The organism is Priestia sp. J2, from assembly GCF_020790095.1.
GTDB classification, from domain to species: domain Bacteria; phylum Bacillota; class Bacilli; order Bacillales; family Bacillaceae_H; genus Priestia; species Priestia zanthoxyli.
Window position 1 is genome coordinate 131,663 of sequence record NZ_CP086208.1, and the last position, 23,338, is coordinate 155,000.

The 23,338-nt window shown below is 39.7% G+C and carries 36 protein-coding genes and 1 rRNA gene (1 of these 37 only partly in view); 34 read left to right on the forward strand and 3 right to left on the reverse strand.

The genetic code is table 11. The features are described from left to right. Positions 1-3 precede the first annotated feature (3 nt). The 32 genes from rpsC to LJY09_RS00860 all read left to right on the forward strand — a co-directional run bounded on the left by rpsC (position 4) and on the right by LJY09_RS00860 (position 18,289). The gene (gene rpsC, locus LJY09_RS00705; protein ID WP_013054933.1) at positions 4-660 is read left to right on the forward strand and encodes a 30S ribosomal protein S3; all 657 of its coding nucleotides are present in this window, start codon (positions 4-6) and stop codon (positions 658-660) included. Positions 661-662: 2 nt separating this feature from the next. After that, positions 663-1,097, forward strand: a complete 435-nt coding sequence (gene rplP / locus LJY09_RS00710; protein WP_013054934.1) for a 50S ribosomal protein L16 — start codon at positions 663-665, stop codon at positions 1,095-1,097. Beyond that, complete coding sequence (gene rpmC / locus LJY09_RS00715) at positions 1,087-1,287, forward strand: 50S ribosomal protein L29 (RefSeq protein WP_013054935.1); 201 nt, start codon at positions 1,087-1,089, stop codon at positions 1,285-1,287. Before rplP ends, rpmC begins: the two co-directional genes overlap by 11 nt. A 25-nt stretch (positions 1,288-1,312) precedes the next feature. Further along, positions 1,313-1,576, forward strand: coding sequence for a 30S ribosomal protein S17 (gene rpsQ, locus LJY09_RS00720; RefSeq protein ID WP_013054936.1), 264 nt, complete (start codon positions 1,313-1,315; stop codon positions 1,574-1,576). A gap of 51 nt (positions 1,577-1,627) precedes the next feature. Further along, a complete protein-coding gene (gene rplN, locus LJY09_RS00725; RefSeq protein WP_013054937.1) occupies positions 1,628-1,996 on the forward strand; it encodes a 50S ribosomal protein L14 in 369 nt (122 codons plus the stop codon). A gap of 49 nt (positions 1,997-2,045) precedes the next feature. Beyond that, entirely contained in the window at positions 2,046-2,357 is a 312-nt protein-coding gene (gene rplX / locus LJY09_RS00730; protein ID WP_013054938.1) for a 50S ribosomal protein L24, read from the forward strand. A gap of 31 nt (positions 2,358-2,388) precedes the next feature. Next, on the forward strand, positions 2,389-2,928 hold the full coding sequence (gene rplE / locus LJY09_RS00735; RefSeq protein ID WP_013054939.1) for a 50S ribosomal protein L5: 540 nt from the start codon (positions 2,389-2,391) through the stop codon (positions 2,926-2,928). A gap of 33 nt (positions 2,929-2,961) precedes the next feature. Next, positions 2,962-3,147 (forward strand): type Z 30S ribosomal protein S14, encoded by a 186-nt coding sequence (locus tag LJY09_RS00740; protein WP_013054940.1) that lies wholly within the window; start codon positions 2,962-2,964, stop codon positions 3,145-3,147. A gap of 30 nt (positions 3,148-3,177) precedes the next feature. Next, the gene (gene rpsH, locus LJY09_RS00745; RefSeq protein ID WP_013054941.1) at positions 3,178-3,576 is read left to right on the forward strand and encodes a 30S ribosomal protein S8; all 399 of its coding nucleotides are present in this window, start codon (positions 3,178-3,180) and stop codon (positions 3,574-3,576) included. Between the two features lie 30 nt (positions 3,577-3,606). Further along, positions 3,607-4,146 (forward strand): 50S ribosomal protein L6, encoded by a 540-nt coding sequence (gene rplF / locus LJY09_RS00750; RefSeq protein ID WP_013054942.1) that lies wholly within the window; start codon positions 3,607-3,609, stop codon positions 4,144-4,146. Between the two features lie 32 nt (positions 4,147-4,178). Next, positions 4,179-4,541 carry a 50S ribosomal protein L18 gene (gene rplR / locus LJY09_RS00755; RefSeq protein WP_013054943.1) on the forward strand — a complete coding sequence of 121 codons (363 nt, stop codon included), beginning with the start codon at positions 4,179-4,181 and terminating at the stop codon, positions 4,539-4,541. 20 nt (positions 4,542-4,561) lie between these two features. Beyond that, on the forward strand, positions 4,562-5,062 hold the full coding sequence (rpsE, locus tag LJY09_RS00760) for a 30S ribosomal protein S5 (RefSeq protein WP_013054944.1): 501 nt from the start codon (positions 4,562-4,564) through the stop codon (positions 5,060-5,062). Positions 5,063-5,076: 14 nt separating this feature from the next. Then, complete coding sequence (rpmD, locus tag LJY09_RS00765) at positions 5,077-5,259, forward strand: 50S ribosomal protein L30 (RefSeq protein WP_013054945.1); 183 nt, start codon at positions 5,077-5,079, stop codon at positions 5,257-5,259. A gap of 33 nt (positions 5,260-5,292) precedes the next feature. Then, positions 5,293-5,733: a 50S ribosomal protein L15 gene (gene rplO, locus LJY09_RS00770; protein ID WP_013054946.1), complete on the forward strand. Its 441-nt coding sequence runs from the start codon at positions 5,293-5,295 to the stop codon at positions 5,731-5,733. Continuing rightward, positions 5,733-7,025 (forward strand): preprotein translocase subunit SecY, encoded by a 1,293-nt coding sequence (gene secY, locus LJY09_RS00775; RefSeq protein WP_013054947.1) that lies wholly within the window; start codon positions 5,733-5,735, stop codon positions 7,023-7,025. Before rplO ends, secY begins: the two co-directional genes overlap by 1 nt. 66 nt (positions 7,026-7,091) lie before the next feature. Then, the gene (locus LJY09_RS00780; protein ID WP_013054948.1) at positions 7,092-7,745 is read left to right on the forward strand and encodes an adenylate kinase; all 654 of its coding nucleotides are present in this window, start codon (positions 7,092-7,094) and stop codon (positions 7,743-7,745) included. Continuing rightward, complete coding sequence (gene map, locus LJY09_RS00785) at positions 7,742-8,488, forward strand: type I methionyl aminopeptidase (RefSeq protein ID WP_028412665.1); 747 nt, start codon at positions 7,742-7,744, stop codon at positions 8,486-8,488. The genes LJY09_RS00780 and map overlap by 4 nt, the downstream gene beginning before the upstream one ends. 235 nt (positions 8,489-8,723) lie before the next feature. Beyond that, positions 8,724-8,942 carry a translation initiation factor IF-1 gene (infA, locus tag LJY09_RS00790; RefSeq protein WP_010285101.1) on the forward strand — a complete coding sequence of 73 codons (219 nt, stop codon included), beginning with the start codon at positions 8,724-8,726 and terminating at the stop codon, positions 8,940-8,942. A gap of 37 nt (positions 8,943-8,979) precedes the next feature. Then, positions 8,980-9,093: a 50S ribosomal protein L36 gene (rpmJ, locus tag LJY09_RS00795; RefSeq protein WP_003156543.1), complete on the forward strand. Its 114-nt coding sequence runs from the start codon at positions 8,980-8,982 to the stop codon at positions 9,091-9,093. A gap of 24 nt (positions 9,094-9,117) precedes the next feature. Continuing rightward, on the forward strand, positions 9,118-9,483 hold the full coding sequence (gene rpsM / locus LJY09_RS00800; protein WP_013054950.1) for a 30S ribosomal protein S13: 366 nt from the start codon (positions 9,118-9,120) through the stop codon (positions 9,481-9,483). A 23-nt stretch (positions 9,484-9,506) separates the two neighbouring features. Further along, positions 9,507-9,896, forward strand: a complete 390-nt coding sequence (gene rpsK, locus LJY09_RS00805; RefSeq protein WP_028412666.1) for a 30S ribosomal protein S11 — start codon at positions 9,507-9,509, stop codon at positions 9,894-9,896. Between the two features lie 180 nt (positions 9,897-10,076). Beyond that, positions 10,077-11,021 carry a DNA-directed RNA polymerase subunit alpha gene (locus LJY09_RS00810; protein ID WP_013054952.1) on the forward strand — a complete coding sequence of 315 codons (945 nt, stop codon included), beginning with the start codon at positions 10,077-10,079 and terminating at the stop codon, positions 11,019-11,021. 44 nt (positions 11,022-11,065) lie between these two features. Next, the gene (gene rplQ, locus LJY09_RS00815) at positions 11,066-11,428 is read left to right on the forward strand and encodes a 50S ribosomal protein L17 (protein WP_013054953.1); all 363 of its coding nucleotides are present in this window, start codon (positions 11,066-11,068) and stop codon (positions 11,426-11,428) included. A gap of 138 nt (positions 11,429-11,566) precedes the next feature. Then, positions 11,567-12,406: an energy-coupling factor ABC transporter ATP-binding protein gene (locus LJY09_RS00820; RefSeq protein WP_013054954.1), complete on the forward strand. Its 840-nt coding sequence runs from the start codon at positions 11,567-11,569 to the stop codon at positions 12,404-12,406. Beyond that, positions 12,382-13,251, forward strand: a complete 870-nt coding sequence (locus LJY09_RS00825) for an energy-coupling factor ABC transporter ATP-binding protein (protein WP_034263658.1) — start codon at positions 12,382-12,384, stop codon at positions 13,249-13,251. The genes LJY09_RS00820 and LJY09_RS00825 overlap by 25 nt, the downstream gene beginning before the upstream one ends. Continuing rightward, positions 13,248-14,045, forward strand: coding sequence for an energy-coupling factor transporter transmembrane component T family protein (locus LJY09_RS00830; protein WP_028412724.1), 798 nt, complete (start codon positions 13,248-13,250; stop codon positions 14,043-14,045). The genes LJY09_RS00825 and LJY09_RS00830 overlap by 4 nt, the downstream gene beginning before the upstream one ends. 18 nt (positions 14,046-14,063) lie before the next feature. Further along, positions 14,064-14,804, forward strand: a complete 741-nt coding sequence (truA, locus tag LJY09_RS00835; RefSeq protein ID WP_013054957.1) for a tRNA pseudouridine(38-40) synthase TruA — start codon at positions 14,064-14,066, stop codon at positions 14,802-14,804. A 156-nt stretch (positions 14,805-14,960) separates the two neighbouring features. After that, a complete protein-coding gene (gene rplM / locus LJY09_RS00840) occupies positions 14,961-15,398 on the forward strand; it encodes a 50S ribosomal protein L13 (RefSeq protein WP_013054958.1) in 438 nt (145 codons plus the stop codon). Positions 15,399-15,420: 22 nt separating this feature from the next. Next, positions 15,421-15,813: a 30S ribosomal protein S9 gene (gene rpsI / locus LJY09_RS00845; RefSeq protein ID WP_013054959.1), complete on the forward strand. Its 393-nt coding sequence runs from the start codon at positions 15,421-15,423 to the stop codon at positions 15,811-15,813. A 111-nt stretch (positions 15,814-15,924) separates the two neighbouring features. After that, positions 15,925-16,347: a DUF2521 family protein gene (locus LJY09_RS00850; RefSeq protein ID WP_028412723.1), complete on the forward strand. Its 423-nt coding sequence runs from the start codon at positions 15,925-15,927 to the stop codon at positions 16,345-16,347. A 70-nt stretch (positions 16,348-16,417) separates the two neighbouring features. Then, positions 16,418-17,125 (forward strand): N-acetylmuramoyl-L-alanine amidase CwlD, encoded by a 708-nt coding sequence (gene cwlD, locus LJY09_RS00855; RefSeq protein ID WP_014462005.1) that lies wholly within the window; start codon positions 16,418-16,420, stop codon positions 17,123-17,125. A 90-nt stretch (positions 17,126-17,215) separates the two neighbouring features. Beyond that, positions 17,216-18,289 carry an Mrp/NBP35 family ATP-binding protein gene (locus LJY09_RS00860; RefSeq protein WP_014462004.1) on the forward strand — a complete coding sequence of 358 codons (1,074 nt, stop codon included), beginning with the start codon at positions 17,216-17,218 and terminating at the stop codon, positions 18,287-18,289. A 38-nt stretch (positions 18,290-18,327) separates the two neighbouring features. Here the strand turns inward: LJY09_RS00860 and LJY09_RS00865 are convergent, their stop codons facing one another. Together LJY09_RS00865 and gerD are read right to left on the reverse strand one after the other, a co-directional pair. Continuing rightward, entirely contained in the window at positions 18,328-19,236 is a 909-nt protein-coding gene (locus LJY09_RS00865; protein WP_014462003.1) for a LysR family transcriptional regulator, read from the reverse strand. A 187-nt stretch (positions 19,237-19,423) separates the two neighbouring features. Then, positions 19,424-20,053: a spore germination lipoprotein GerD gene (gene gerD / locus LJY09_RS00870; protein WP_033580786.1), complete on the reverse strand. Its 630-nt coding sequence runs from the start codon at positions 20,051-20,053 to the stop codon at positions 19,424-19,426. Between the two features lie 145 nt (positions 20,054-20,198). On the opposite strand from gerD, the gene LJY09_RS00875 reads away from it, so the two are divergent. Continuing rightward, a complete protein-coding gene (locus LJY09_RS00875; RefSeq protein WP_028412721.1) occupies positions 20,199-20,819 on the forward strand; it encodes a KinB-signaling pathway activation protein in 621 nt (206 codons plus the stop codon). Between the two features lie 44 nt (positions 20,820-20,863). On the opposite strand, the gene pdaB is transcribed toward LJY09_RS00875, so the two are convergent. Further along, positions 20,864-21,628, reverse strand: a complete 765-nt coding sequence (gene pdaB, locus LJY09_RS00880; protein WP_028412720.1) for a polysaccharide deacetylase family sporulation protein PdaB — start codon at positions 21,626-21,628, stop codon at positions 20,864-20,866. Positions 21,629-22,218: 590 nt separating this feature from the next. Here pdaB and LJY09_RS00885 point away from each other — a divergent pair. Next, a 16S ribosomal RNA gene (locus tag LJY09_RS00885) occupies positions 22,219-23,338 on the forward strand; it runs 432 nt beyond the window's last position.

The following is a 23,338-nucleotide window of genomic DNA, read 5'->3' on the forward strand; positions in this document are numbered from 1 at the left end:
TTCATGGGTCAAAAGGTAAATCCGGTCGGTCTTCGCGTCGGTGTCATCCGTGATTGGGAATCAAGATGGTTCGCTGGCAAAGACTACGCTGACTTATTACATGAAGACTTAAAAGTACGTGAATATATCGCTAAACGTTTAAACGATGCAGCTGTTTCTAAAGTTGAAATCGAACGCGCTGCTAACCGCTTAAACGTAACGATCCACACTGCAAAACCTGGTATGGTAATTGGTAAAGGTGGTACTGAAGTAGAATCACTTCGTAAAGCTCTTAACCAATTAACAGGCAAGCGTGTACACATTAACATCCTTGAAATTAAACGAGCAGATTTAGATGCTAAACTAGTAGCTGAAAACATCGCTCGCCAACTTGAGAACCGTGTATCATTCCGTCGTGCTCAAAAGCAAGCTATCCAACGTAGTATGCGTGCTGGCGCACAAGGTATCAAAACAATGGTATCTGGTCGTTTAGGCGGAGCTGATATTGCTCGTTCTGAATATTACAGTGAAGGTACAGTTCCACTTCATACACTTCGCGCTGATATTGACTATGCTCACGCTGAAGCAGATACTACTTATGGTAAACTTGGTGTGAAAGTATGGATCTATCGTGGAGAGGTTCTTCCTACTAAAAAGAAAACTGAGGAAGGAGGAAAATAATTATGTTATTACCAAAACGCGTTAAATATCGTCGCGAACATCGCGGAAAAATGCGTGGACGCGCTAAAGGTGGTACGGAAGTACATTTCGGTGAATTCGGTTTACAAGCTACTGAAGCTTCTTGGATTACAAACCGTCAAATCGAAGCTGCTCGTATCGCAATGACTCGTTACATGAAACGTGGCGGTAAAGTATGGATTAAAATTTTCCCTTCTAAACCTTATACTGCTAAGCCTCTAGAAGTCCGAATGGGTTCTGGTAAAGGTGCTCCTGAAGGTTGGGTAGCAGTTGTTAAACCTGGAAAAGTAATGTTTGAAATTTCAGGTGTATCTGAAGAGGTTGCACGTGAAGCTTTACGTTTAGCTGCACACAAGCTACCTGTAAAATGTAAGTTTGTAAAACGTGAAGAAATTGGTGGTGATTCTAATGAAAGCTAATGAAATTCGTGACCTTACCACTGCTGAAATTGAACAAAAAGTTAAGGCTTTAAAAGAAGAGTTGTTTAACCTTCGTTTCCAATTAGCGACTGGACAATTAGAGAATACTACTCGTATTCGCGAAGTGCGCAAATCGATCGCTCGTATGAAAACTGTAGTTCGTGAAAGAGAGATTGCTGCTAATAAATAATTAAGTCTGAGAGGAGGCTTTCAGAATGAGTGAACGCAACCAACGTAAAGTTTACACTGGCCGCGTAGTTTCTGACAAAATGGATAAGACTGTTACTGTTCTTGTTGAAACTTACAAAAAGCATTCGCTTTATGGCAAGCGTGTAAAATACTCAAAGAAATTCAAAGCTCACGATGAAAACAATACAGCTCAACTAGGCGATATCGTGAAGATCATGGAAACTCGTCCGTTATCAGCTACTAAACGTTTCCGTCTAGTAGAAGTTGTAGAAAAAGCTGTTATCATCTAATAGTTAAGATAGATCGGATAAGAATGATTCATCCGAAGGGAGGTTTCGTACATGATTCAACAAGAATCTCGTTTAAAAGTTGCAGACAACTCTGGTGCACGTGAGGTACTTACTATTAAAGTACTTGGTGGTTCAGGTCGTAAGACAGCAAACATTGGTGATGTTATCGTTTGTACGGTGAAACAAGCAACACCAGGAGGCGTTGTTAAAAAAGGTGACGTTGTTAAAGCTGTTGTTGTACGTACAAAAAGTGGTGTTCGCCGTACTGACGGTTCTTACATCCGTTTCGACGAAAATGCTTGCGTAATCATCCGTGACGACAAAGGACCACGTGGTACTCGTATCTTCGGACCAGTTGCTCGTGAATTACGTGATAACAACTTCATGAAGATCGTATCATTGGCTCCAGAAGTTATCTAATTGATATATAGAACAAATACAAAATGCCTTTTAAGGAGGTGCGAATAGGATGCATGTTAAAAAGGGCGACAAAGTAGTGGTTATCTCTGGTAAAGACAAAGGTAAGCAAGGTGAAGTACTTGCAGCTTTCCCAAAGAAAGACCGTGTACTTGTTGAAGGCGTGAACGTTGTGAAAAAACACTCTAAACCTTCTCAAGTAAATCCACAAGGTGGAATCGTTAGCCAAGAGGCACCTATCCACGTATCAAACGTAATGCCGTTGGATCCTAAATCTGGTGAGCCAACTCGTGTTGGGTACCAAGTTATCGATGGCAAAAAGGTACGTGTAGCAAAAAAATCTGGTGAAACTTTAGATAAATAATTAATGAAATGTGAAGGGAGGTTTAGTTCACATGAACCGTCTTAAAGAGAAATTTACAAAAGAGATTACTCCTGCTCTAGTTAGCAAGTTTAATTATGAATCTGTAATGCAAGTGCCAAAAATCGACAAGATCGTAATCAACATGGGTATCGGTGATGCTGTTTCTAACTCAAAAGCTTTAGATAACGCTGTTGAAGAACTAGCTGAAATCACTGGTCAAAAACCTGTTGTAACTCGTGCGAAAAAATCTATCGCTGGTTTCCGTCTTCGTGAAGGTATGCCAATCGGTGCGAAAGTTACTTTACGCGGCGAGCGTATGTACGAATTCTTCGATAAATTAGTATCAGTATCACTTCCACGTGTGCGCGATTTCCGTGGTGTATCTAAAAAAGCATTTGATGGTCGTGGAAACTACACGTTAGGTGTTAAAGAACAATTGATCTTCCCAGAGATCGATTATGATAAAGTAACTAAAGTTCGTGGTATGGATATCGTTATTGTTACAACAGCAAACACTGATGAAGAAGCTCGTGAGCTTTTAACTCAGTTCGGTATGCCATTCCAGAAGTAATAACTGCCAACGTTAAGCAGAGGAGGCGAAAATGTGGCTAAAAAATCAATGATTGCGAAGCAAAAACGCCAGCAAAAATTCCAAGTACAAGAGTATACACGTTGCGAACGTTGTGGACGTCCACACTCAGTACTACGTAAATTCAAGCTTTGCCGTATTTGTTTCCGTGAGCTTGCTTATAAAGGTCAAATTCCTGGTGTTAAAAAAGCTAGTTGGTAAAACCCAAGTTTGGGAAGGAGGTAAATTAATATGGTAATGACTGATCCTATTGCAGATTTACTAACTCGTATCCGCAATGCGAACATGGTTCGTCATGAGAAAATTGAAGTTCCTGCTTCTAACATTAAGAAGCAAATTGCAGAAATCCTTAAGCGTGAGGGTTTCGTACGTGATGTAGAATACATCGAAGACAACAAACAAGGTATTATCCGTATCTTCTTAAAATACGGTTCAAATAACGAACGTGTAATTACAGGCTTAAAACGTATCAGTAAACCTGGTCTACGTGTTTATGCAAAAACTAACGAAGTACCACGTGTACTTAACGGTTTAGGTATCGCAATCGTTTCTACTTCTCAAGGTGTTTTAACTGACAAAGAAGCTCGTCAAAAGCAAACTGGTGGAGAAGTATTAGCGTACGTTTGGTAATAAGTTTTAAATGTGAATGGAGGTGTAACTATGTCACGTGTTGGTAAAAAGCCTTTAGAACTTCCAGCAGGTGTTACAGTTACGAACGAGAGCAACACTGTAACTGTAAAAGGACCAAAGGGTGAATTAACTCGTACATTCCACCCTGAAATCGAAATTAAAGTTGAAGACAACGTATTAGTTGTTAATCGTCCTAGTGACAATAAAGAGCACCGCGCTCTTCATGGAACTACTCGTAGCCTTTTAGGTAACATGGTTGAAGGTGTTACTAAAGGATTCGAACGTGGTTTAGAATTAGTCGGTGTAGGTTACCGTGCACAAAAATCTGGTAGCAAATTAGTATTGAGCGTTGGATACTCTCACCCAGTTGAGATTACTCCTGAAACAGGAATCGAAATCGAAGTTCCTTCTCAAACTAAGATCGTTATTAAAGGTATTGATAAAGAACGCGTAGGTGCATTAGCTGCAAATATTCGTGACGTTCGTCCACCAGAGCCTTACAAAGGTAAAGGTATTCGTTACGAAGGCGAATATGTACGTCGTAAAGAAGGTAAAACTGCTAAGAAGTAATGCCGGTTAGGTAAAAGAAAGGAGTGCCCGAAATGATCACGAAGCTTGATAAAAACAAAGTTCGTAAAAAAAGACATGCTCGTGTTCGTGCGAAGTTATCTGGAACTGCAACTCGTCCGCGTTTAAACGTGTTCCGTTCTAATCAACATATTTACGCACAAGTTATCGACGATTTAAATTCAGTAACAATCGCAAGTGCTTCAACGTTAGATAAAGACCTGACTTTAGAAAGCACTGGTAACACTGAAGCTGCTATCAAAGTTGGCGAATTAGTCGCTAAACGCGCAGTAGAAAAAGGTGTAAACGAAGTAGTATTCGACCGTGGCGGTTATTTATATCATGGCCGTGTTAAAGCATTAGCTGACGCTGCTCGTGAAGCTGGATTACAATTCTAATTGTAAAAGGAGGGAAAATCATGCGTCGTATTGATCCAAATAAATTAGAGCTTGAAGAACGTGTTGTTACCGTTAACCGCGTAGCTAAAGTTGTGAAAGGTGGACGTCGTTTCCGCTTCGCTGCATTAGTTGTAGTTGGTGACAAAAACGGTCACGTTGGATTCGGTACTGGTAAAGCACAAGAGGTACCAGATGCAATCCGTAAAGCAATTGAAGATGCGAAGAAAAACTTAATTACTGTACCTATGGTTGGTACAACTATTCCACACGAAATCCTTGGACAATTTGGTGCAGGTCAAATTTTCTTAAAACCTGCTTCTGAAGGTACAGGAGTTATCGCTGGTGGCCCAGTTCGTGCGGTACTAGAATTGGGTGGAGTAAGTGATATTCTATCTAAATCTTTAGGTTCAAACACTCCAATCAACATGGTACGTGCAACTCTTAACGGTTTAGCTAACCTAAAACGTGCTGAAGATGTTGCAAAACTACGTGGCAAGACTGTAGAAGAACTGTTAGGATAAGGGAGGGATATGGAATGGCAAACAAACTAGCAATTACCCTTACTCGTAGCGTAATTGGTCGTCCAGAAGATCAACGTGTAACTGTTCGTACACTTGGCCTACGTAAGTTAAATCAAACTGTCGTTCAAGACGATAATCCTGCAATTCGCGGAATGATTAACAAAGTAGCTCACCTTGTTACAGTAAAAGAGCAATAAGTATAAATTGTCACTCTAAGGAGGTGCTCCGGAATGAAACTTCATGAATTGAAACCAGCTGAAGGTTCACGTAAAGTACGTAACCGTGTAGGTCGTGGTACTGGTTCAGGTAACGGAAAGACTTCAGGTAAAGGTCACAAAGGGCAAAACGCTCGCTCTGGCGGTGGCGTAAGACCTGGCTTCGAAGGTGGTCAAACTCCTTTATTCCGTCGTCTTCCAAAACGTGGGTTCACTAATATCAATCGCAAAGAATACGCGATCGTTAATTTAGAAGCTCTTAACCGTTTTGAAGATGGAACTGAAGTAACACCAGAATTATTAATCGAAACTGGTTTAGTAAGCAAAGCAAAAGCTGGCGTTAAAGTACTAGGAAACGGTACATTAAACTCTAAGCTAACTGTTAAAGCTGCTAAATTCTCTTCAACTGCTAAAGAAGCTATCGAAGCTGCTGGCGGTACAGTTGAGGTGATCTAATGTTTCAAACAATCTCCAATTTAATGCGCGTGCGTGAAATAAGACAAAAAATCTTTTTCACTTTGTTAATGTTAATTGTCTTCCGAATTGGTACATTTATTCCTGTACCAAGTGTTAATACGGATGTACTAAAATTGCAAGATGGGTTAAATGTATTCGGAGTTCTGAATACATTTGGCGGCGGCGCGTTAAAAAACTTTTCCATTCTTGCTATGGGCATTATGCCTTATATTACAGCATCCATCATCGTCCAATTATTGCAGATGGATGTTGTACCTAAGTTTACAGAATGGTCAAAGCAGGGAGATGTTGGGCGCCGCAAATTAGCTCAAGTAACTCGTTATGGAACAATTGTGCTTGGATTTATCCAGGCTTTAGGTATGTCTATAGGATTCAACAATATTTCGGGCGGACAATTGATCGCTAATCCAGGAATTTCTACGTATCTTCTAATTGCTACAGTGTTAACGGCAGGTACTGCCTTCTTAATGTGGTTAGGAGAACAGATTACTGCAAAAGGCGTAGGTAATGGTATTTCTATCATTATCTTTGCTGGGATTGCAGCTGGTATTCCGACAACATTAAATCAAATTTATGCACAGCAATTTGAAGACGTTGGGGATCAATTATTCATTCGTATCGTAACGGTAGTTTTAATTGCGATTGCAGTTTTAGCTATTATTGTTGGGGTTATTTACTTCCAACAAGCGCTACGAAAAATTCCTATTCAATATGCAAAGGGTTCAGCTGGTCGTAATCCTGTTGGAGGTCAATCCACTCATTTACCGTTAAAAGTAAATGCTGCTGGGGTTATTCCTGTTATCTTTGCAGTTTCATTTATTATCACACCACCAACAATTGCATCATTTTTCGGTCCAAATGATGTAACGACGTGGATTCAGAATACATTTGACTATACTAAGCCAATTGGTATGATAGTGTATGTAGCGTTAATCATTGCTTTTTGTTACTTCTATACATTTGTTCAAGTTAACCCTGAACAAGTAGCAGAGAACTTGAAAAAGCAAGGTGGCTACATCCCAGGCATTCGTCCTGGTAAAAGCACACAAGCTTATTTAACGAAAGTGTTATATCGTCTGACATTAATCGGTTCGATATTCCTTGCGTTAATTGCTGTGTTGCCGGTTCTGTTCATCAAAATTGCAAACCTACCCTCATCTGCTCAGATCGGCGGTACTAGTTTGTTAATTGTTGTCGGTGTAGCTCTTGAGACAATGAAACAACTTGAGAGTCAATTAGTGAAACGCCATTATAAGGGATTTATTAAGTAAAGCTGTTTAGTGGGAGGCAGGCTGCTTTCCCATTAAACGGATAAGATACTGAGGGGGAAGCAAGAAATGAATTTAGTGTTAATGGGCCTTCCTGGTGCTGGGAAAGGTACTCAAGCAGAAAAAATCGTTGAGCATTACGATATCCCTCATATCTCAACAGGAGATATGTTCCGAGCTGCAATTAAAGAAGGAACGCAACTAGGTTTAAAAGCTAAATCATTTATGGACCAAGGTAACCTTGTTCCTGATGAAGTAACAATTGGAATTGTGCGCGAGCGTTTAAACAAACAAGATTGTGAAAACGGCTTTTTACTTGATGGCTTCCCGAGAACAGTAGCCCAAGCAGAAGCTCTTGAAACAATTACAAAAGAACTAAACAAGCAAATTGATTATGTGATTAATATTGATGTAGATCAAAGCATTTTAATGGAGCGTCTTACTGGACGCCGCATTTGTAAAGATTGCGGAGCTACTTACCACTTAGTATTCAATCCTCCTGCGAAAGAAGGAGTTTGTGACAAATGTGGCGGAGAGCTTTATCAACGTGCAGATGACAATGCTGAGACGGTTTCAACTAGACTTTCAGTTAATGTTAAACAATCTCAACCTCTACTTGATTTTTATCAAGAAAAAGGTTATCTACGCAATATTAATGGTAATCAAGATATTAACATTGTGTTTGAGGATGTTCGTCAATTACTTGCTGGGGTTAAGCAATGATCATTTGCAAGACACCAGAGGAAATTGAGGTCATGCGTGAAGCTGGACGAATCGTGGCTTTAACTCATCAAGAGTTGAAAAAACATATCGTTCCAGGTATTACGACTATAGAATTGGATGCAATTGCTGAAAATTTTATTCGTCAACATGATGCAATTCCGTCTTTTAAAGGGTATAATGGTTTTCGCGGCAGTGTATGTGCTTCTGTGAATGAAGAATTAGTTCATGGTATTCCGGGAGAACGCAAGCTTAATGAAGGGGATATCATCAGTTTAGACATCGGAGCTAAATTCGGTGGCTATCATGGTGACTCAGCTTGGACATATGGAGTAGGAAAGATTTCATTAGAAAATCAAGAGCTGCTTGATGTGACTGAGCAATCTCTCTACAAAGGATTAGCAGAAGCGAAGCCGGGTGAGCGTTTGTCGAATATTTCACATGCTATTCAACAGTACGCAGAATCACGTAACTTTTCGATTGTAAGAGAATATGTTGGCCATGGTGTCGGCAAAGACTTACATGAAGATCCGCAAGTACCTCATTATGGTCCACCGAATAAAGGACCGCGTCTACGTCCAGGCATGGTATTGGCAGTTGAGCCAATGGTGAATGCTGGTATGCGATATGTAAAGACATTACCTGATAACTGGACAGTTGTGACAGTGGATGGTAAAATGTGTGCGCACTTCGAACATACTATTGCAATTACTGAGACGGGATATGAAATTCTGACAGCATTGTAATGTTAAAGGATGTTATCTCTATCCATTCCTCGCTAGATGCACTGGACAGTAAACAGTAATTATCTAAATTCACGATGATCGTTTTTCGTCTGAATTGCTGTTAAAATGGTAAAGATGTATATTAGCGTCAATCATCTTGAATTTAATGATTACGATCTCCGGATGTTCAGAACAGGTTCTTTTTAAGTCGTTTAATGATAGCTTGTTACTGTTTCAAAGAAAGGAGAGCACTTTAATGGCAAAAGACGATGTAATTGAAGTTGAAGGTACAGTTGCTGAGACTTTACCTAACGCTATGTTCAAGGTAGAATTAGAAAATGGTCATACAGTACTTGCTCACGTATCAGGAAAAATTCGCATGCATTTCATTCGAATCTTACCTGGTGATAAAGTAACTGTAGAATTGTCACCATACGATTTAACTCGCGGTAGAATTACGTACCGTTTCAAATAAAACCTATGCACTCCGTACTATCAAGGAGGTATGAAACATGAAAGTCAGACCATCAGTTAAACCAATCTGCGAAAAATGTAAAGTTATCCGTAGAAAAGGTAAAGTAATGGTAATTTGTGAAAACCCTAAGCATAAACAAAAACAAGGTTAATCAATAAGGAGGTGCACTATTCATATGGCACGTATTGCTGGTGTTGATATTCCTCGTGACAAGCGTGTAGTAATTTCATTAACATACATTTTCGGTATTGGTCGTCCAACTGCTGAAAAAGTTCTAGCTGAAGCTGGAGTTTCTGAAGATACTCGCGTTCGTGACTTAACAGAAGAAGAATTAGGTAAAATTCGTGATATTTTAGATAGCTATAAAGTAGAAGGCGATCTTCGTCGTGAAGTTTCTTTAAACATCAAACGTTTAATTGAGATTGGTTCATACCGTGGTATCCGCCACCGTCGTAGTTTACCAGTTCGTGGTCAAAACAGTAAAAACAATGCTCGTACACGTAAAGGCCCACGCCGTACTGTAGCGAACAAGAAGAAATAATTAGTAAGGGAGGTCATTAACAGATGGCACGTAAAACTAATACACGTAAACGTCGCGTGAAAAAGAATATTGAAGCTGGTGTAGCTCATATTCGCTCAACGTTTAACAACACTATTGTAACAATTACAGATGTTCACGGTAATGCGATTGCTTGGTCTAGTGCAGGCGCACTTGGCTTCAGAGGTTCTCGTAAATCCACTCCATTTGCTGCGCAAATGGCTGCTGAAGCTGCTGCAAAAGTTTCTATGGATAACGGAATGAAAACTCTTGAAGTTACAGTTAAAGGCCCTGGTGCTGGTCGTGAAGCAGCTATCCGTGCTCTTCAAGCTGCAGGTTTAGAAGTAACAGCTATTAGAGATGTTACTCCTGTACCTCACAACGGATGCCGCCCACCAAAACGTCGTCGTGTATAATTAATATGTATAGATTCTATTTCGTTGTCTATAATGATGATGGTGTAGAATTTATTCATGCAACGAAATGTTTTCCATTTGTTGTGCACATTCGGGAACTGTCTAATAGGGAATTTCGGTTAGGCATTTGAGAAATCAGCCGTCTAGCCGAGGTTTCGACGTTTTGAAGGAGGGTTTATATTGATAGAGATTGAAAAGCCAAAAATCGAAACGGTAGAAATCAGCGATGATAGAAAGTACGGTAAATTCGTCGTCGAACCACTTGAGCGTGGATATGGTACTACTTTGGGTAACTCCTTACGTCGTATCCTATTATCCTCACTCCCTGGTGCAGCTGTAACATCTATTCAAATTGAAGGTGTATTACATGAATTTTCAACAGTTCCTGGAGTTGTTGAAGATGTAACAAACATCATTTTAAACGTTAAAAAGTTAGCGTTAAAGATTTACTCTGATGAAGAGAAAACACTTGAGATCGATGTTAAAGGTCCTGGTACAGTAACGGCTGCTGACATTCAAGCAGACAGTGATATCGAAGTTCTAAATCCGGATCTTCATATTGCAACACTTGAGTCAGATGCTCATTTCCGTATGAGACTTACTGCTCGCACAGGTCGAGGTTATAATCCTGCCGATGCTAACAAGCGTGAAGACCAACCAATTGGTGTACTTCCAATTGACTCAATCTATACGCCTGTTACTCGCGTATCGTATTATGTAGAAAATACTCGTGTTGGTCAAATGACAAATTACGATAAGTTAACGTTGGATGTTTGGACTGACGGTAGCATCGAGCCAGAAAAAGCTGTTGCTTTAGGTGCAAAGATTCTAACGGAACACTTAAATATCTTCGTTAACTTAACAGATGAAGCTCAAAAAGCAGAGATCATGGTAGAAAAAGAAGAAGACCAGAAAGAAAAAGTTCTAGAGATGACGATCGAGGAACTGGATTTATCTGTTCGTTCTTACAACTGCTTAAAACGAGCAGGCATCAATACTGTACAAGAGCTTGCTAATAAAACAGAAGAAGATATGATGAAAGTTCGTAACTTAGGCCGTAAATCTTTAGAAGAAGTTAAAGCTAAACTTGAAGAATTAGGTTTGGGTCTACGTAAGGACGACTGATTATATCTACCTGTTTAACTACTTAACAAAGGAGGGGACCTCACATGTCTTACCGTAAATTAGGTCGTACAAGCGCACAACGCAAGGCGCTTCTTCGTGATTTAACAACTGATTTAATCATCAGTGAACGCATTGAGACAACTGAAGCTCGTGCAAAAGAATTACGTTCAACTGTTGAAAAAATGATTACTTTAGGTAAACGTGGAGATCTACACGCTCGTCGTCAAGCTGCATCTTACATCCGTAATGAAGTAGCTAACGAGGAAGCTGGTCAAAGCGCTTTACAAAAACTATTCAGCGATATCGCTACTCGCTACGAAGATCGCCAAGGCGGTTACACTCGTATCTTAAAAGTTGGACCTCGCCGTGGTGACGGTGCTCCAATGGTTATCATTGAATTAGTTTAATATTTTTAATACAGATAGAAAAGGGCGAGACAGTGTGTAACTAGTCGTTGCCCTTTTTTTATACCTTAAACCGGGTAAATAGCGTAAAAAACCAATGTAGGCAATGCTGCAATAGAAAAAGCTGAGAGGAAGATAGCGTTGAAAGAAATGTCTTTAGAGGTAAAAGATTTATGCTTTCGATACGATCCTGAAGCAGACCTAACATTAGATCACCTTTCTCTCTCTGCTTATAAAGGTGAATGGTTAGCGATAGCTGGACATAATGGATCTGGTAAATCGACGCTGGCACGAATTCTAAACGGCCTTTTGCTACCTGAAAAAGGAACGGTTCGAGTGGGCGATACTCTTTTATCTGAAGAAACAATATGGGATGTGCGCAAGCAGATTGGAATGGTGTTTCAAAACCCAGATAATCAATTTGTTGGCTCAACCGTTCAAGATGATATTGCGTTTGGGCTTGAAAACAACGGGATTCCATTTGAGATTATGGAAAAACGTATACCTGAAGCAATCGAAATGGTCAATATGAGTGCTTTTCTGGATCAAGAGCCTCATCAGCTATCAGGTGGACAAAAACAGCGTGTGGCCATTGCGGGTATAATTGCCGTACAGCCATCTGTTATCATTCTAGATGAAGCAACATCTATGTTAGATCCTATTGGACGAACTGAAGTACTTGAAACTGTTAGAAAATTAAAAGAAGAAAAACAACTGACGGTTATTTCAATTACCCACGATTTAGATGAAGTAGCAATGGCTGACAGAGTCGTTGTGATGAACAAAGGGAAGATCTATGCAACAGGTACTCCACGCGAAGTATTTGCATTAGGTTCCAAGTTAACGGATATTGGACTAGACTTGCCGTTTTCCGTTAAACTAAGCCATCGTTTTGCTTCCGTAGGAATTCCTTTATCAAAAATTCATTTAACAGATGAGGACTTGGTGGACGAACTATGGACATTATATTCAAAGAAGTAGAGCATCGTTATCAAGTTAATACACCATTTGAACGAATTGCTCTGCATGACTTAAATTTAAGCATTCAATCAGGTACATTTTTGGCTGTTATTGGCCATACTGGTTCTGGGAAATCAACAATCATACAGCATCTGAATGCCTTATTGAAGCCAACTGCTGGTGAAATTCAAATCGGTGAGCGCACTATTAAAGCCAATCGAAAAGAAAAGAATTTAAAAGCTATTCGTCAGCAAGTAGGCGTGGTGTTTCAATTTCCAGAACATCAGCTTTTTGAAGAAACGGTGGAAAAAGATATAGCTTTTGGACCAATGAATTATGGCGTTTCGGAAGAAGAAGCAAAGCAAAAAGCACGAGAGCTTATCAAGTTAGTGGGGTTGCCAGAAGACATTCTCACCAGATCTCCTTTTGATTTGAGTGGTGGACAAATGCGTCGTGTAGCGATAGCAGGTATTCTAGCGATGAATCCTAATGTGCTAATTTTAGATGAGCCAACTGCTGGATTGGACCCTAGAGGCCGTCAAGAAATTATGAATATGATTTATCGTCTTCATAAAGAAAAAGGCTTGACGACGATTCTCGTGACTCACAGCATGGAAGATGCAGCTATGTACGCTGATGAGCTAATTGTAATGAATAAAGGAACGATTGCGATGAAAGGGTCACCTAGAGAAGTTTTCGGTCAGCATACGCAGCTAAAAGAATATGGATTGGATGTTCCAGAATCGCTTCGCTTTATGCTGAAGCTGCAAGAGAAATTTCAGCTTGAAGCATCGGATACGGTTATTACCTTTTCTGAAGTGGTAGAGAAAGTGCAGCACCTTATGCAGCAAGGTGAACGAATATGATGAACTCAATCATTATTGGTAAGTATGTCCCGGGTCATTCTGTTGTCCATCGAATGGATCCTCGGGCCAAGCTGCTTCTCGTATTTGCGTATGTATTAATTGTGTTTTTAGCAAATAACCCTATCGGCTATGCTTTTTTAGGTGTGTATACCCTTGTGATAGTGGCCATGAGTAAAGTGCCCGTTTCCTTTATTTTAAGAGGGTTAAAGCCCGTTCTATTTATTATTATCATCACGTTTCTTTTGCACATTTTTATGACGAAGGAAGGTCCTCTTTTGTTTGAATGGGGATGGTTTTCTGTCTATAAAGGCGGCCTTATTCAAGGTGTTTTAATTTCCTTGCGCTTCTTGTTCTTAATTTTAATTACGACGATGCTAACGTTAACGACTACGCCCATTGAAGTAACAGATGGAATGGAAAGCTTGTTGAATCCATTTAAAAAGCTCAAGCTTCCTGTTCATGAATTAGCTTTAATGATGTCCATTTCTCTTCGCTTTATTCCTACATTGATGGAAGAGACAGATAAAATTATTAAAGCGCAGACAGCACGAGGAGTGGACTTTAGCAGCGGTCCCGTTACGGATCGGTTGAAAGCTGTCGTTCCTTTGCTTGTTCCTTTATTTATAGGTTCATTTAAGCGTGCTGAAGAGCTAGCTATTGCCATGGAGGCAAGAGGATATAAAGGCGGAGAAGGGCGTACAAAGTATCGTCAATTAAAATGGGGAAGCATAGATACAATTATGCTTTTACTTCTGCTGGCAGTAGCAGTTGTTTTAGTGCTGATTAGAACGTAAAGATTGTTTGGTGAAAAGATGAAACGTTTAAAATGTATAGTTGCATACGACGGCACACACTTTTCAGGTTATCAAGTTCAGCCCAATAAGCGAACAGTTCAACTGGAGATTGAAGCCGTTTTAGAGAAAATGCATAACAAAAAAGTTCCGATTTACGCCTCTGGACGAACGGACACAAATGTTCATGCACAGGGGCAAGTCATTCATTTTGACACAAACCTAAATATTCCATGTGATAAGTGGAAAAAAGCATTGAATTCAATGCTACCAGATGATATTGTAATGAAGAATGTATGTGAAGTTGATGCACATTTTCACGCCCGGTATGACGTTACTTCAAAAGAGTATCGCTATCATATTTTGCGCGGCGAAGATCGAAATCCTTTCACTCGTTCTTATGCATACCATTACCCTTATCCATTAGACTACTCAAAAATGAAAAAAGCCATCACATATTTACTCGGTACACACGACTTTACAAGCTTTTGTTCAGCGAGGACAGAAGTGGAAGATAAGATTCGTACGATTTACAAGATTGATATGTATGAAGAGAATAGTCAGCTTGTGTTTAGATTCGTTGGAAGTGGCTTTCTGTATAATATGGTTCGTATTCTTGTTGGAACGCTTTTAGAAGTAGGACAAGGCCGTATTGAACCAGATGCTATAAAAGATATTCTAGAAAGCAAATCACGTCCTCGTGCAGGGAAAACTGCGCCTTCGCAAGGACTATATTTATGGCGCGTTTTCTATGACAACTAAACCTGGTGTAACATTTTCTTGACATTAGTAGCTTAAAGATATAATATATCATATGGTATGTATTTTAACCCCACGGTTAGCCCCGGAAATTAATCGTGTTGAAATAGAAGGTTGAAATAATTTTATAATTGATGATGAAAATTAGGAGGGAAACTCATGCGTACAACTTTCATGGCGAAAGCAAACGAAGTAGAGCGTAAATGGTATGTTGTCGATGCTGAAGGTAAAACTTTAGGTCGTTTAGCAAGTGAAGTAGCATCAATCTTACGCGGTAAACATAAACCAACTTTTACACCACATGTTGATACTGGTGATCACGTGATCCTTATCAATGCGTCAAAAATCGAATTAACAGGTAAAAAATTAACTGATAAAATTTATTACCGTCACAGCATGCACCCAGGTGGTTTGAAACAACGTACAGCATTAGAAATGCGTACTAACTACTCTGAGAAAATGCTTGAATTAGGAATCAAAGGCATGCTTCCAAAAGGTAGCCTAGGCCGTCAAATGTTCAAAAAATTACATGTGTATGCTGGTGAAACACATCCACATGAAGCACAAAAACCAGAAGTTTACGAACTTCGCGGATAATTAATAAGAGGAGGTTATTATCTTGGCACAGGTACAATATTACGGAACTGGTCGTCGTAAAAGCTCTGTTGCTCGTGTACGTTTAGTACCAGGTAACGGTCGCGTAACAATCAACGGTCGTGAAATCGAAGAATACATTCCATTTGCTGCACTACGTGAAGTAGTAAAACAACCACTTGCTTTAACTGAAACTGTAGGTAACTATGACGTATTTGTAAACGTTAATGGTGGAGGTTATGCAGGTCAAGCTGGCGCTATTCGTCACGGAATCTCTCGTGCTTTATTAGAAGCAGACCCTGAATACCGTGGAACATTAAAACGTGCTGGTCTATTAACTCGTGACGCTCGTGCGAAAGAACGTAAAAAATACGGTCTTAAAGGCGCTCGTCGTGCACCACAATTCTCAAAACGTTAATTTTATATTACGTTTCAAGCCTTGGTCTTTGGACCAAGGCTTTTTTTATTTGTTGTTTGCGTATGAGACGAAGGCTTGTGCAGACAATATGTAAAAAAGGGAGGCGTTATCGTGAACGAGGTTACATATTTAAAAGAAAAACGTTATGAAAAAGAAATGAAATATGAACGCAAAGTCCTAAGGGAACTATCGTTTGATTTGCTTCAAGAGAGGCTGCGCCGTTATTTTCATCCAATGTTTCAGTGGAATATGCTAGGAGACGAACATGTGGAGGAGTACTGTCTTGACATTGCTATCGAATCATTTTTATTAGGTGCCCGGGTGAGTAAACGTGGTAAAGGCTACGAAGATGTTCAGAAGCACAGTAAGCAAGAAGAGTCTCTTTTAATTGATACATTGTACGGAGCCGTCAGCATGTCTGTAACAGATCTTTATCAAGATGGTCTGTATTATTTGTGTCAAGGATATGTGCAAGACTGGTGGAAAGAAGGTTATCGAACCGCAGAAAAAAGACGCCGTTTACGTTTGCATTAAAAAGTACTCATAATTCCCGTTCTTGTCCCATATAGAAATAAATAGGTGAGGCAAGAAGGGAAGGGATAAAATGTCTAAAGTAAAAATAATGAGCACAATTATAGCGCTTCTCGTTCTTTTTGTCATTGTACAATATCAAATAGATCATAGAACATCATCCGGTTCGCTTTCACTTCCTCTTAGCGGGAAAGTTATTGTACTAGATCCTGGACATGGCGGTGTTGATGGAGGAGCGGTAGGAGAGGATGAGGTGCTTGAAAAAGAAATAACTCTTAAAATTTCGTTAATGCTTCGAGACTATCTGCAAGAGCAAGGGGCACTTGTTATTATGACGAGAGAAAAAGACGAAGACCTAGCGGCCAAAGATACAAGAGGATACAGTCGCAGAAAAGTAGAAGACTTAAAAAATCGCTTAACGATGATTAATAAATCCAACGCTGATTTGTACTTAAGTATTCACTTGAATGCTATTCCATCCTCTGCGTGGAGAGGGGCTCAAACTTTCTATTACGGATCCCTAAAAGAAAACGAGCAAGTGGCCAAACTCATTCAACAAGAGCTAAGAAATAATCTGGACAATACGACCCGTGAAGCAAAAGCTATTCAAACTCTTTACCTTCTTAAGCATTCTAAGCCACCCGGTGCTTTGGTTGAAGTAGGATTCTTGTCAAATCCTACAGAACGTAAAATGCTTCAATCGAAACGCTATCAAAAAAAGTTAGCTGAATCCATTTATGAAGGAGTCAGCCGGTATTTTACTGGAGAAAAGCCTAAATAAAAAGCATAGCACCCTTCTATTCAGAAAAATCTAATATGTATGATATACTTGATAGTATAAATAAATAGATTTTAACATGGTGGTGGGAGTATGCTAACGGAAAAGCAAGTAAAAGAAGTAGTAGGGGAAATTACAGATCCATTTTTAAATAAAAAACTATCAGAAACAGATGCGATTAAAGAAATAACAATTAAAGCTGAAAAACAGCATATAAGCCTGAAGATTGCTGTTGCAAAAACAGGTACGAGTGAACAGTTGAGCCTGCAAGGCACAATTGTAGAAGAATTAAAAAAAGCAGGTGTACAGTCGGTTGGACTGCGATTTGTTGAGTTTACACCTGAGGAACTTCAGCAGTACCGCGCTGAGCAGCCGAATACTGGCAACTTACTAACTAGTCCGAATGCACCAGAATTTATTGCTATTGCCAGCGGTAAAGGAGGCGTTGGTAAATCAACAGTCTCTGTTAACTTAGCCGTTTCTCTAGCTCGTTTAGGAAAAAAAGTTGGTTTAATTGATGCTGACATTTATGGATTCAGCGTCCCAGACATGATGGGAATCACACAACGTCCTGTAGTAGAAGGTGAAAAGATTATTCCAGTTGATCGTTTCGGAGTAAAAGTTATTTCCATGGGCTTCTTTGTAGAAGATAATTCACCTGTTATCTGGCGAGGACCTATGCTCGGAAAAATGTTGACGAGCTTCTTTACAGAAGTTGAATGGGGAGAATTAGATTATCTTTTACTAGACTTACCTCCAGGAACAGGTGATGTCGCATTAGACGTTCACTCCATGCTTCCTGCTTGTAAAGAAGTGATTATTACAACACCACATCCTACAGCGGCATTTGTTGCAGCTAGAGCGGGTGCTATGGCTTTGAAAACCGATCATGAGGTCATTGGAGTTGTAGAAAATATGGCTTACTTTGAAAGCCAGCTAACAGGGGAAAAAGAGTATGTATTTGGTAAAGGCGGGGGTCCAAAACTGGCTGAGGAACTTCAGACAGAGCTGTTAGGACAGCTTCCGTTAAGTCAGCCTGATTGGAATGAAGAAGATTTTGCACCTTCCATTTACGACGAATCACATCGTTTAGGTCAAATATATGGAGAGATTGCAAGCAAGATTGCATTTATTTGCGAAAATGAAAAAGCAGCAACAGGAAAATAATAAAAAGCACGCGCTGTTCGAGCGCGTGCTTTTTATTATTATACAGAGAGTTCAATCTGCGTCTTTTTTAAATCAAATGCGAGGTTTTGTTTTAAGAGAGCTAAAAATGTTTTTCCAGCTGTACTTACGGTGTGAGACTGGTGCTTTAAAATGCCGATTGCAGGCCCCTCATGTAAGTCATGAATCGTTTTAACCACCACTTGATCCGGCGGAAGAGTTGCGCTTATTTGTGGAACAACGGCTATTCCTAAGTTTTCTTTTACAAAATGCTGAAGTGTGCTAATAGTGCCTAACTGGACTTTAGCAGGCAGCTGTCCTGTTCGTTCAAAGATTAGCTGCTCAATTTTCTTTTGAACGGAAGATTGCCCAGCTGTAATCAGCGTTTCGTGTATTAAATCTTTTGCAAAGATTGTTTTTCTTTTTGTTAGCGCATGATTGAATGGTAGTAGCAGCACAAGTTTTTCTGTTAGCAATGCCTCAAACTCTATATCTCTGAACGATTCTGATACAGTGCCAATCGCGAAATCAATTTCTTGATTGCGTATATGTTGATGAAGGTGCTTTTCGTCTGCAACGAGTAAGCTAATTTCTGTGTTGGGATATCTTTTTTTAAATAATGAGAGAATGGAAGGCAGTCGACTGCTTGCTGTAGGCTCTGCAGCACCTATACGGATCGTGCCAGCTTCGCCTGTTGAATAATCCTTTAAGGTATTATTTAGATATTCATATTCCTTTAGTAAAATATTTGCCCGTTCGTAAAAGATTTTACCTGCTTCAGTAAGTTTAATGCTTTTTCCTCGTTCTAAAAGCTTAAATCCTAGTTCGGATTCTAACTTTTGAATGTGCAGTGTAATGGTAGGCTGAGAGTACTTTAAATATTCAGCGGCTAATTGAAAGCTTCCTAAACGAACAATGGTTTGAAACGTTTTAATAACGCGAAATTCCATCGAATTCCCTCCTTTTGCTATAAAACGATTGTGTTAATTTCTAATATTTTACCATAAAGCTAAGAATTAAAGTTTACAATTCCAATAAAAATACTAAGTATTAAAAAATATAAAGAAGTCATTTAGGTTTTTTAATAAAAATAAATGACATAATTAAATACGCATCTCATGTGAGATGCGTATTTAATCACTGCTGTTGCTGTTCTCCCCCTGAGTCAGATCCAGCGGAAGAAGAACCGCCATCGTCGCTGCTTTGTTTTTGTCCACCTTGTGTTTCTTCAGCGGCTTTCAAAAGAATGTCTTGAATTTTAGATTGATAAAGAGGGCTATCAAACGTTTCGGTCATAATCTTTTGTAAATAAGTGCGATATTCTTTACTCTTTAAAACAGTCAGTACTTCTTTTTCCATAGCCGGATCCTTTAAAACATCTTGAAGCATTCCTTGATATTCAGGATCTTTCATTAGTTGTTTGATGACCGTCTTATTTTCTTTTTCCAAACTTTTAGCAAAGCTTTCAGCAAACTTCGGATCATCCATGGCTTTTTTCCAAAATTCCACGCCCTTATCTGATACTAAGGTTTGAGAAATTGTATCTTTTATCGCGTTTTGATCCATTAAAATATCTTGTCTAACAGAAGGGTCTTTCATAATTGCCTCGACTGCTTTTTTTCCTTCATCTGTTTTTAAAATATCAACAACCATTTTCTTTGTTTGATCATAATCCATACCATTGTTCTCTTCATCTTGCGGTGCACAGGCTGTAGCTAAAAGCATACACATTCCTATATAAATGAGGAGCATGAGTCGCTTTTTCATAGTAATGAGCTCCTTTCCTAATATGCTTACGCTTAATATGAGATAATCAAGGTTTTTTATTCATAAAAGAGCTCTAGATTTTTCAAAACGTGATTGGTACAATTTATGAAAAGGTACAATTTTGCAACTTATGGGGGAGATGGAAGTGAATAGTCGAAATTGGGTTCGTCTATTTCTAACCACGTTAGCTGTTGGGGGTATAAGTACAGCTGTTGTTGGGTTTGCGGTGCGCTGGGGGGAATACGGTCACTTATTTCAACAAGGAAAGATAGGAGAAATTGTTGCTGTTTTAACATGGCTCGTAGGCGTAGGGTTTATTTTTAGTTTAATTAGCCAAATGGGGTTCTTTGCATATTTAACTATTCACCGATTTGGGCTGGGAATTTTTAAATCTGCATCTCTTTGGAAATCGGTTCAAATTGTATTTGTTTTATTTGTATTATTTGACGTTGCTTATTTTCGATATAAGTTCTTTCAACAAGCGGGAGAAGGCATAGGTAAGTATATTTTGTTAAGCGTTTTCTTGTTAGCGGTGGGGTTGTTAGTGGCGTATGCAAAGAAAAAGCAGACGAATAAAGAGGCTTTTGTACCAGCGCTGTTTTTTATGATTGTTGTAACGACAATTGAATGGTTCCCAGCGCTGCGAACGAATGAAGAAAGCTGGCTTTACCTTATGTTGTTTCCACTTCTAATTTGTAATATGTATCAACTTCTTATTTTGCCGAAACTTCTTACGCACGCAAGAATAGCAAAAGCAGACAAATAGTATATTTGTCTGCTTTTGCTTTCCATATACAGTGGGAATAAATCTTAGCGGATATCTTTTACTTGGGTTTTTGAATTTGAAATTAATGTTGAAATACTTACGTTTGAGACTTTTTTATTTTGTAATGAATTCTTGATATATGGAATAGCCTTTGCTGTTTGTTGAGCGGAGTCAGACGCGTGCAGCAATATAATATCTCCCCCGTCTAAAGGCTTTGTGACATTCGAGACAATTTTTTCAACCCCTGGATTTGTCCAGTCTTTAGAATCAATGCTCCAGTGAACAGTAGTATATCCTATATCTGCTGTTAATTTTAAGATGTCTTTATTAAATTGCCCGTTAGGAGGACGAAGAAGGTGAACATCTTTAAGGCCTAGAGAATCAAAGACTTTCTTTGATTTTGCAAGATCCTGTCTAATCTCATTAGGTTTTAGGCTTGTATAAGAAGTATAGTCATAGCCCATTGTGCCAATTTCGTGACCTTCTTTCTTAATGCGCTCTACAATATCTGGGTGACGTTCAGCCCATGAAGCAGATAAAAAGAAAGTAGCATGTTCAATATGCTGTCTTTTTAGTTCATTCAGAATGGGAATAGCTCTTTCATCTCCCCAGCTGATGTTAAAGGTCAGAGCAACTTCCGGATTTTTATCATCCGCCTTATAAACAGCTCTTGGACCGTTATCCGTTGAAAACACGGGAAAGTGAAACGTCTGCTGAGCATAGAGAAAAAAACTTGTAAAAAACGCAGCAACTACGATAAGCATGGTCTGTTTGATTCTTTTGGCTCGAATAGTATAAAACATATTCATTTTGTCACCTCATTTAATAAGTAGTACTTGTCTAATTTGTATGCGTTTTGTCTACAATTAATAACAGGTAAGGAAAAGAACAACTGATTTTATTTTGATGTGTGAGAATCAATGTCGCAAAAAGCAGGTGAATCAATGAAAATTTGTTTATTTAATCAGGTGGAGTGTTTAGAGTTAGAAGCACTACTTAGAGAAGAAATAAAGAGATCAAACGTTGCTTTTCAACAAAGTTTGAATCATGTAGTTCTTGAATGAAACATTCAAGAAAAGTATCAAATCCTTTCAAAGATCTTGCTAAGATTCGGCGAAAGCAGGGAAGTAAATAAGATTTTTTGATAAAACAAAAAAAACTTTTCAAAAAGTGTTGACTTTTATATAGCACAGATGTTAAATTATTAAATGTCGCTGATGAGTGATTGGAAAACAATCGCAATTCATCAGAAATAAAATATTAAAAAGTTGTTGACAAATGAAAGACAACTTGTTAACATAAGAAAGTCGCTCAAGAGCGGCGGTTGAACTTTGAAAACTGAACAAAGCGACAAACGTCAACGTTAATTTTTATTTTTTAAATGAGCAAGTCAAACATTTCTTCGGAGAGTTTGATCCTGGCTCAGGATGAACGCTGGCGGCGTGCCTAATACATGCAAGTCGAGCGAACTGATTAGAAGCTTGCTTCTATGACGTTAGCGGCGGACGGGTGAGTAACACGTGGGCAACCTGCCTGTAAGACTGGGATAACTTCGGGAAACCGAAGCTAATACCGGATAGGATCTTCTCCTTCATGGGAGATGATTGAAAGATGGTTTCGGCTATCACTTACAGATGGGCCCGCGGTGCATTAGCTAGTTGGTGAGGTAACGGCTCACCAAGGCAACGATGCATAGCCGACCTGAGAGGGTGATCGGCCACACTGGGACTGAGACACGGCCCAGACTCCTACGGGAGGCAGCAGTAGGGAATCTTCCGCAATGGACGAAAGTCTGACGGAGCAACGCCGCGTGAGTGATGAAGGCTTTCGGGTCGTAAAACTCTGTTGTTAGGGAAGAACAAGTACGAGAGTAACTGCTCGTACCTTGACGGTACCTAACCAGAAAGCCACGGCTAACTACGTGCCAGCAGCCGCGGTAATACGTAGGTGGCAAGCGTTATCCGGAATTATTGGGCGTAAAGCGCGCGCAGGCGGTTTCTTAAGTCTGATGTGAAAGCCCACGGCTCAACCGTGGAGGGTCATTGGAAACTGGGGAACTTGAGTGCAGAAGAGAAAAGCGGAATTCCACGTGTAGCGGTGAAATGCGTAGAGATGTGGAGGAACACCAGTGGCGAAGGCGGCTTTTTGGTCTGTAACTGACGCTGAGGCGCGAAAGCGTGGGGAGCAAACAGGATTAGATACCCTGGTAGTCCACGCCGTAAACGATGAGTGCTAAGTGTTAGAGGGTTTCCGCCCTTTAGTGCTGCAGCTAACGCATTAAGCACTCCGCCTGGGGAGTACGGTCGCAAGACTGAAACTCAAAGGAATTGACGGGGGCCCGCACAAGCGGTGGAGCATGTGGTTTAATTCGAAGCAACGCGAAGAACCTTACCAGGTCTTGACATCCTCTGACAACTCTAGAGATAGAGCGTTCCCCTTCGGGGGACAGAGTGACAGGTGGTGCATGGTTGTCGTCAGCTCGTGTCGTGAGATGTTGGGTTAAGTCCCGCAACGAGCGC

Coding starts and splice junctions, on each gene's coding strand:
- infA (WP_010285101.1), top strand. CDS start 8,724: ATGGCAAAAGACGATGTAATTGAAGTTGAAGGTACAGTTGCTGAGACT.
- rpsC (WP_013054933.1), top strand. CDS start 4: ATGGGTCAAAAGGTAAATCCGGTCGGTCTTCGCGTCGGTGTCATCCGT.
- rplX (WP_013054938.1), top strand. CDS start 2,046: ATGCATGTTAAAAAGGGCGACAAAGTAGTGGTTATCTCTGGTAAAGAC.
- LJY09_RS00780 (WP_013054948.1), top strand. CDS start 7,092: ATGAATTTAGTGTTAATGGGCCTTCCTGGTGCTGGGAAAGGTACTCAA.
- rplM (WP_013054958.1), top strand. CDS start 14,961: ATGCGTACAACTTTCATGGCGAAAGCAAACGAAGTAGAGCGTAAATGG.
- LJY09_RS00825 (WP_034263658.1), top strand. CDS start 12,382: ATGGACATTATATTCAAAGAAGTAGAGCATCGTTATCAAGTTAATACA.
- pdaB (WP_028412720.1), bottom strand. CDS start 21,628: ATGAATATGTTTTATACTATTCGAGCCAAAAGAATCAAACAGACCATG.
- truA (WP_013054957.1), top strand. CDS start 14,064: ATGAAACGTTTAAAATGTATAGTTGCATACGACGGCACACACTTTTCA.
- LJY09_RS00830 (WP_028412724.1), top strand. CDS start 13,248: ATGATGAACTCAATCATTATTGGTAAGTATGTCCCGGGTCATTCTGTT.
- rpsK (WP_028412666.1), top strand. CDS start 9,507: ATGGCACGTAAAACTAATACACGTAAACGTCGCGTGAAAAAGAATATT.
- LJY09_RS00860 (WP_014462004.1), top strand. CDS start 17,216: ATGCTAACGGAAAAGCAAGTAAAAGAAGTAGTAGGGGAAATTACAGAT.
- gerD (WP_033580786.1), bottom strand. CDS start 20,053: ATGAAAAAGCGACTCATGCTCCTCATTTATATAGGAATGTGTATGCTT.
- rpsE (WP_013054944.1), top strand. CDS start 4,562: ATGCGTCGTATTGATCCAAATAAATTAGAGCTTGAAGAACGTGTTGTT.
- rplQ (WP_013054953.1), top strand. CDS start 11,066: ATGTCTTACCGTAAATTAGGTCGTACAAGCGCACAACGCAAGGCGCTT.
- secY (WP_013054947.1), top strand. CDS start 5,733: ATGTTTCAAACAATCTCCAATTTAATGCGCGTGCGTGAAATAAGACAA.
- rpsQ (WP_013054936.1), top strand. CDS start 1,313: ATGAGTGAACGCAACCAACGTAAAGTTTACACTGGCCGCGTAGTTTCT.
- cwlD (WP_014462005.1), top strand. CDS start 16,418: ATGTCTAAAGTAAAAATAATGAGCACAATTATAGCGCTTCTCGTTCTT.
- rpmC (WP_013054935.1), top strand. CDS start 1,087: ATGAAAGCTAATGAAATTCGTGACCTTACCACTGCTGAAATTGAACAA.
- rpmJ (WP_003156543.1), top strand. CDS start 8,980: ATGAAAGTCAGACCATCAGTTAAACCAATCTGCGAAAAATGTAAAGTT.
- map (WP_028412665.1), top strand. CDS start 7,742: ATGATCATTTGCAAGACACCAGAGGAAATTGAGGTCATGCGTGAAGCT.
- rplE (WP_013054939.1), top strand. CDS start 2,389: ATGAACCGTCTTAAAGAGAAATTTACAAAAGAGATTACTCCTGCTCTA.
- rpsH (WP_013054941.1), top strand. CDS start 3,178: ATGGTAATGACTGATCCTATTGCAGATTTACTAACTCGTATCCGCAAT.
- rplO (WP_013054946.1), top strand. CDS start 5,293: ATGAAACTTCATGAATTGAAACCAGCTGAAGGTTCACGTAAAGTACGT.
- rplF (WP_013054942.1), top strand. CDS start 3,607: ATGTCACGTGTTGGTAAAAAGCCTTTAGAACTTCCAGCAGGTGTTACA.
- rplN (WP_013054937.1), top strand. CDS start 1,628: ATGATTCAACAAGAATCTCGTTTAAAAGTTGCAGACAACTCTGGTGCA.
- rplR (WP_013054943.1), top strand. CDS start 4,179: ATGATCACGAAGCTTGATAAAAACAAAGTTCGTAAAAAAAGACATGCT.
- rpsM (WP_013054950.1), top strand. CDS start 9,118: ATGGCACGTATTGCTGGTGTTGATATTCCTCGTGACAAGCGTGTAGTA.
- rpmD (WP_013054945.1), top strand. CDS start 5,077: ATGGCAAACAAACTAGCAATTACCCTTACTCGTAGCGTAATTGGTCGT.
- LJY09_RS00865 (WP_014462003.1), bottom strand. CDS start 19,236: ATGGAATTTCGCGTTATTAAAACGTTTCAAACCATTGTTCGTTTAGGA.
- rplP (WP_013054934.1), top strand. CDS start 663: ATGTTATTACCAAAACGCGTTAAATATCGTCGCGAACATCGCGGAAAA.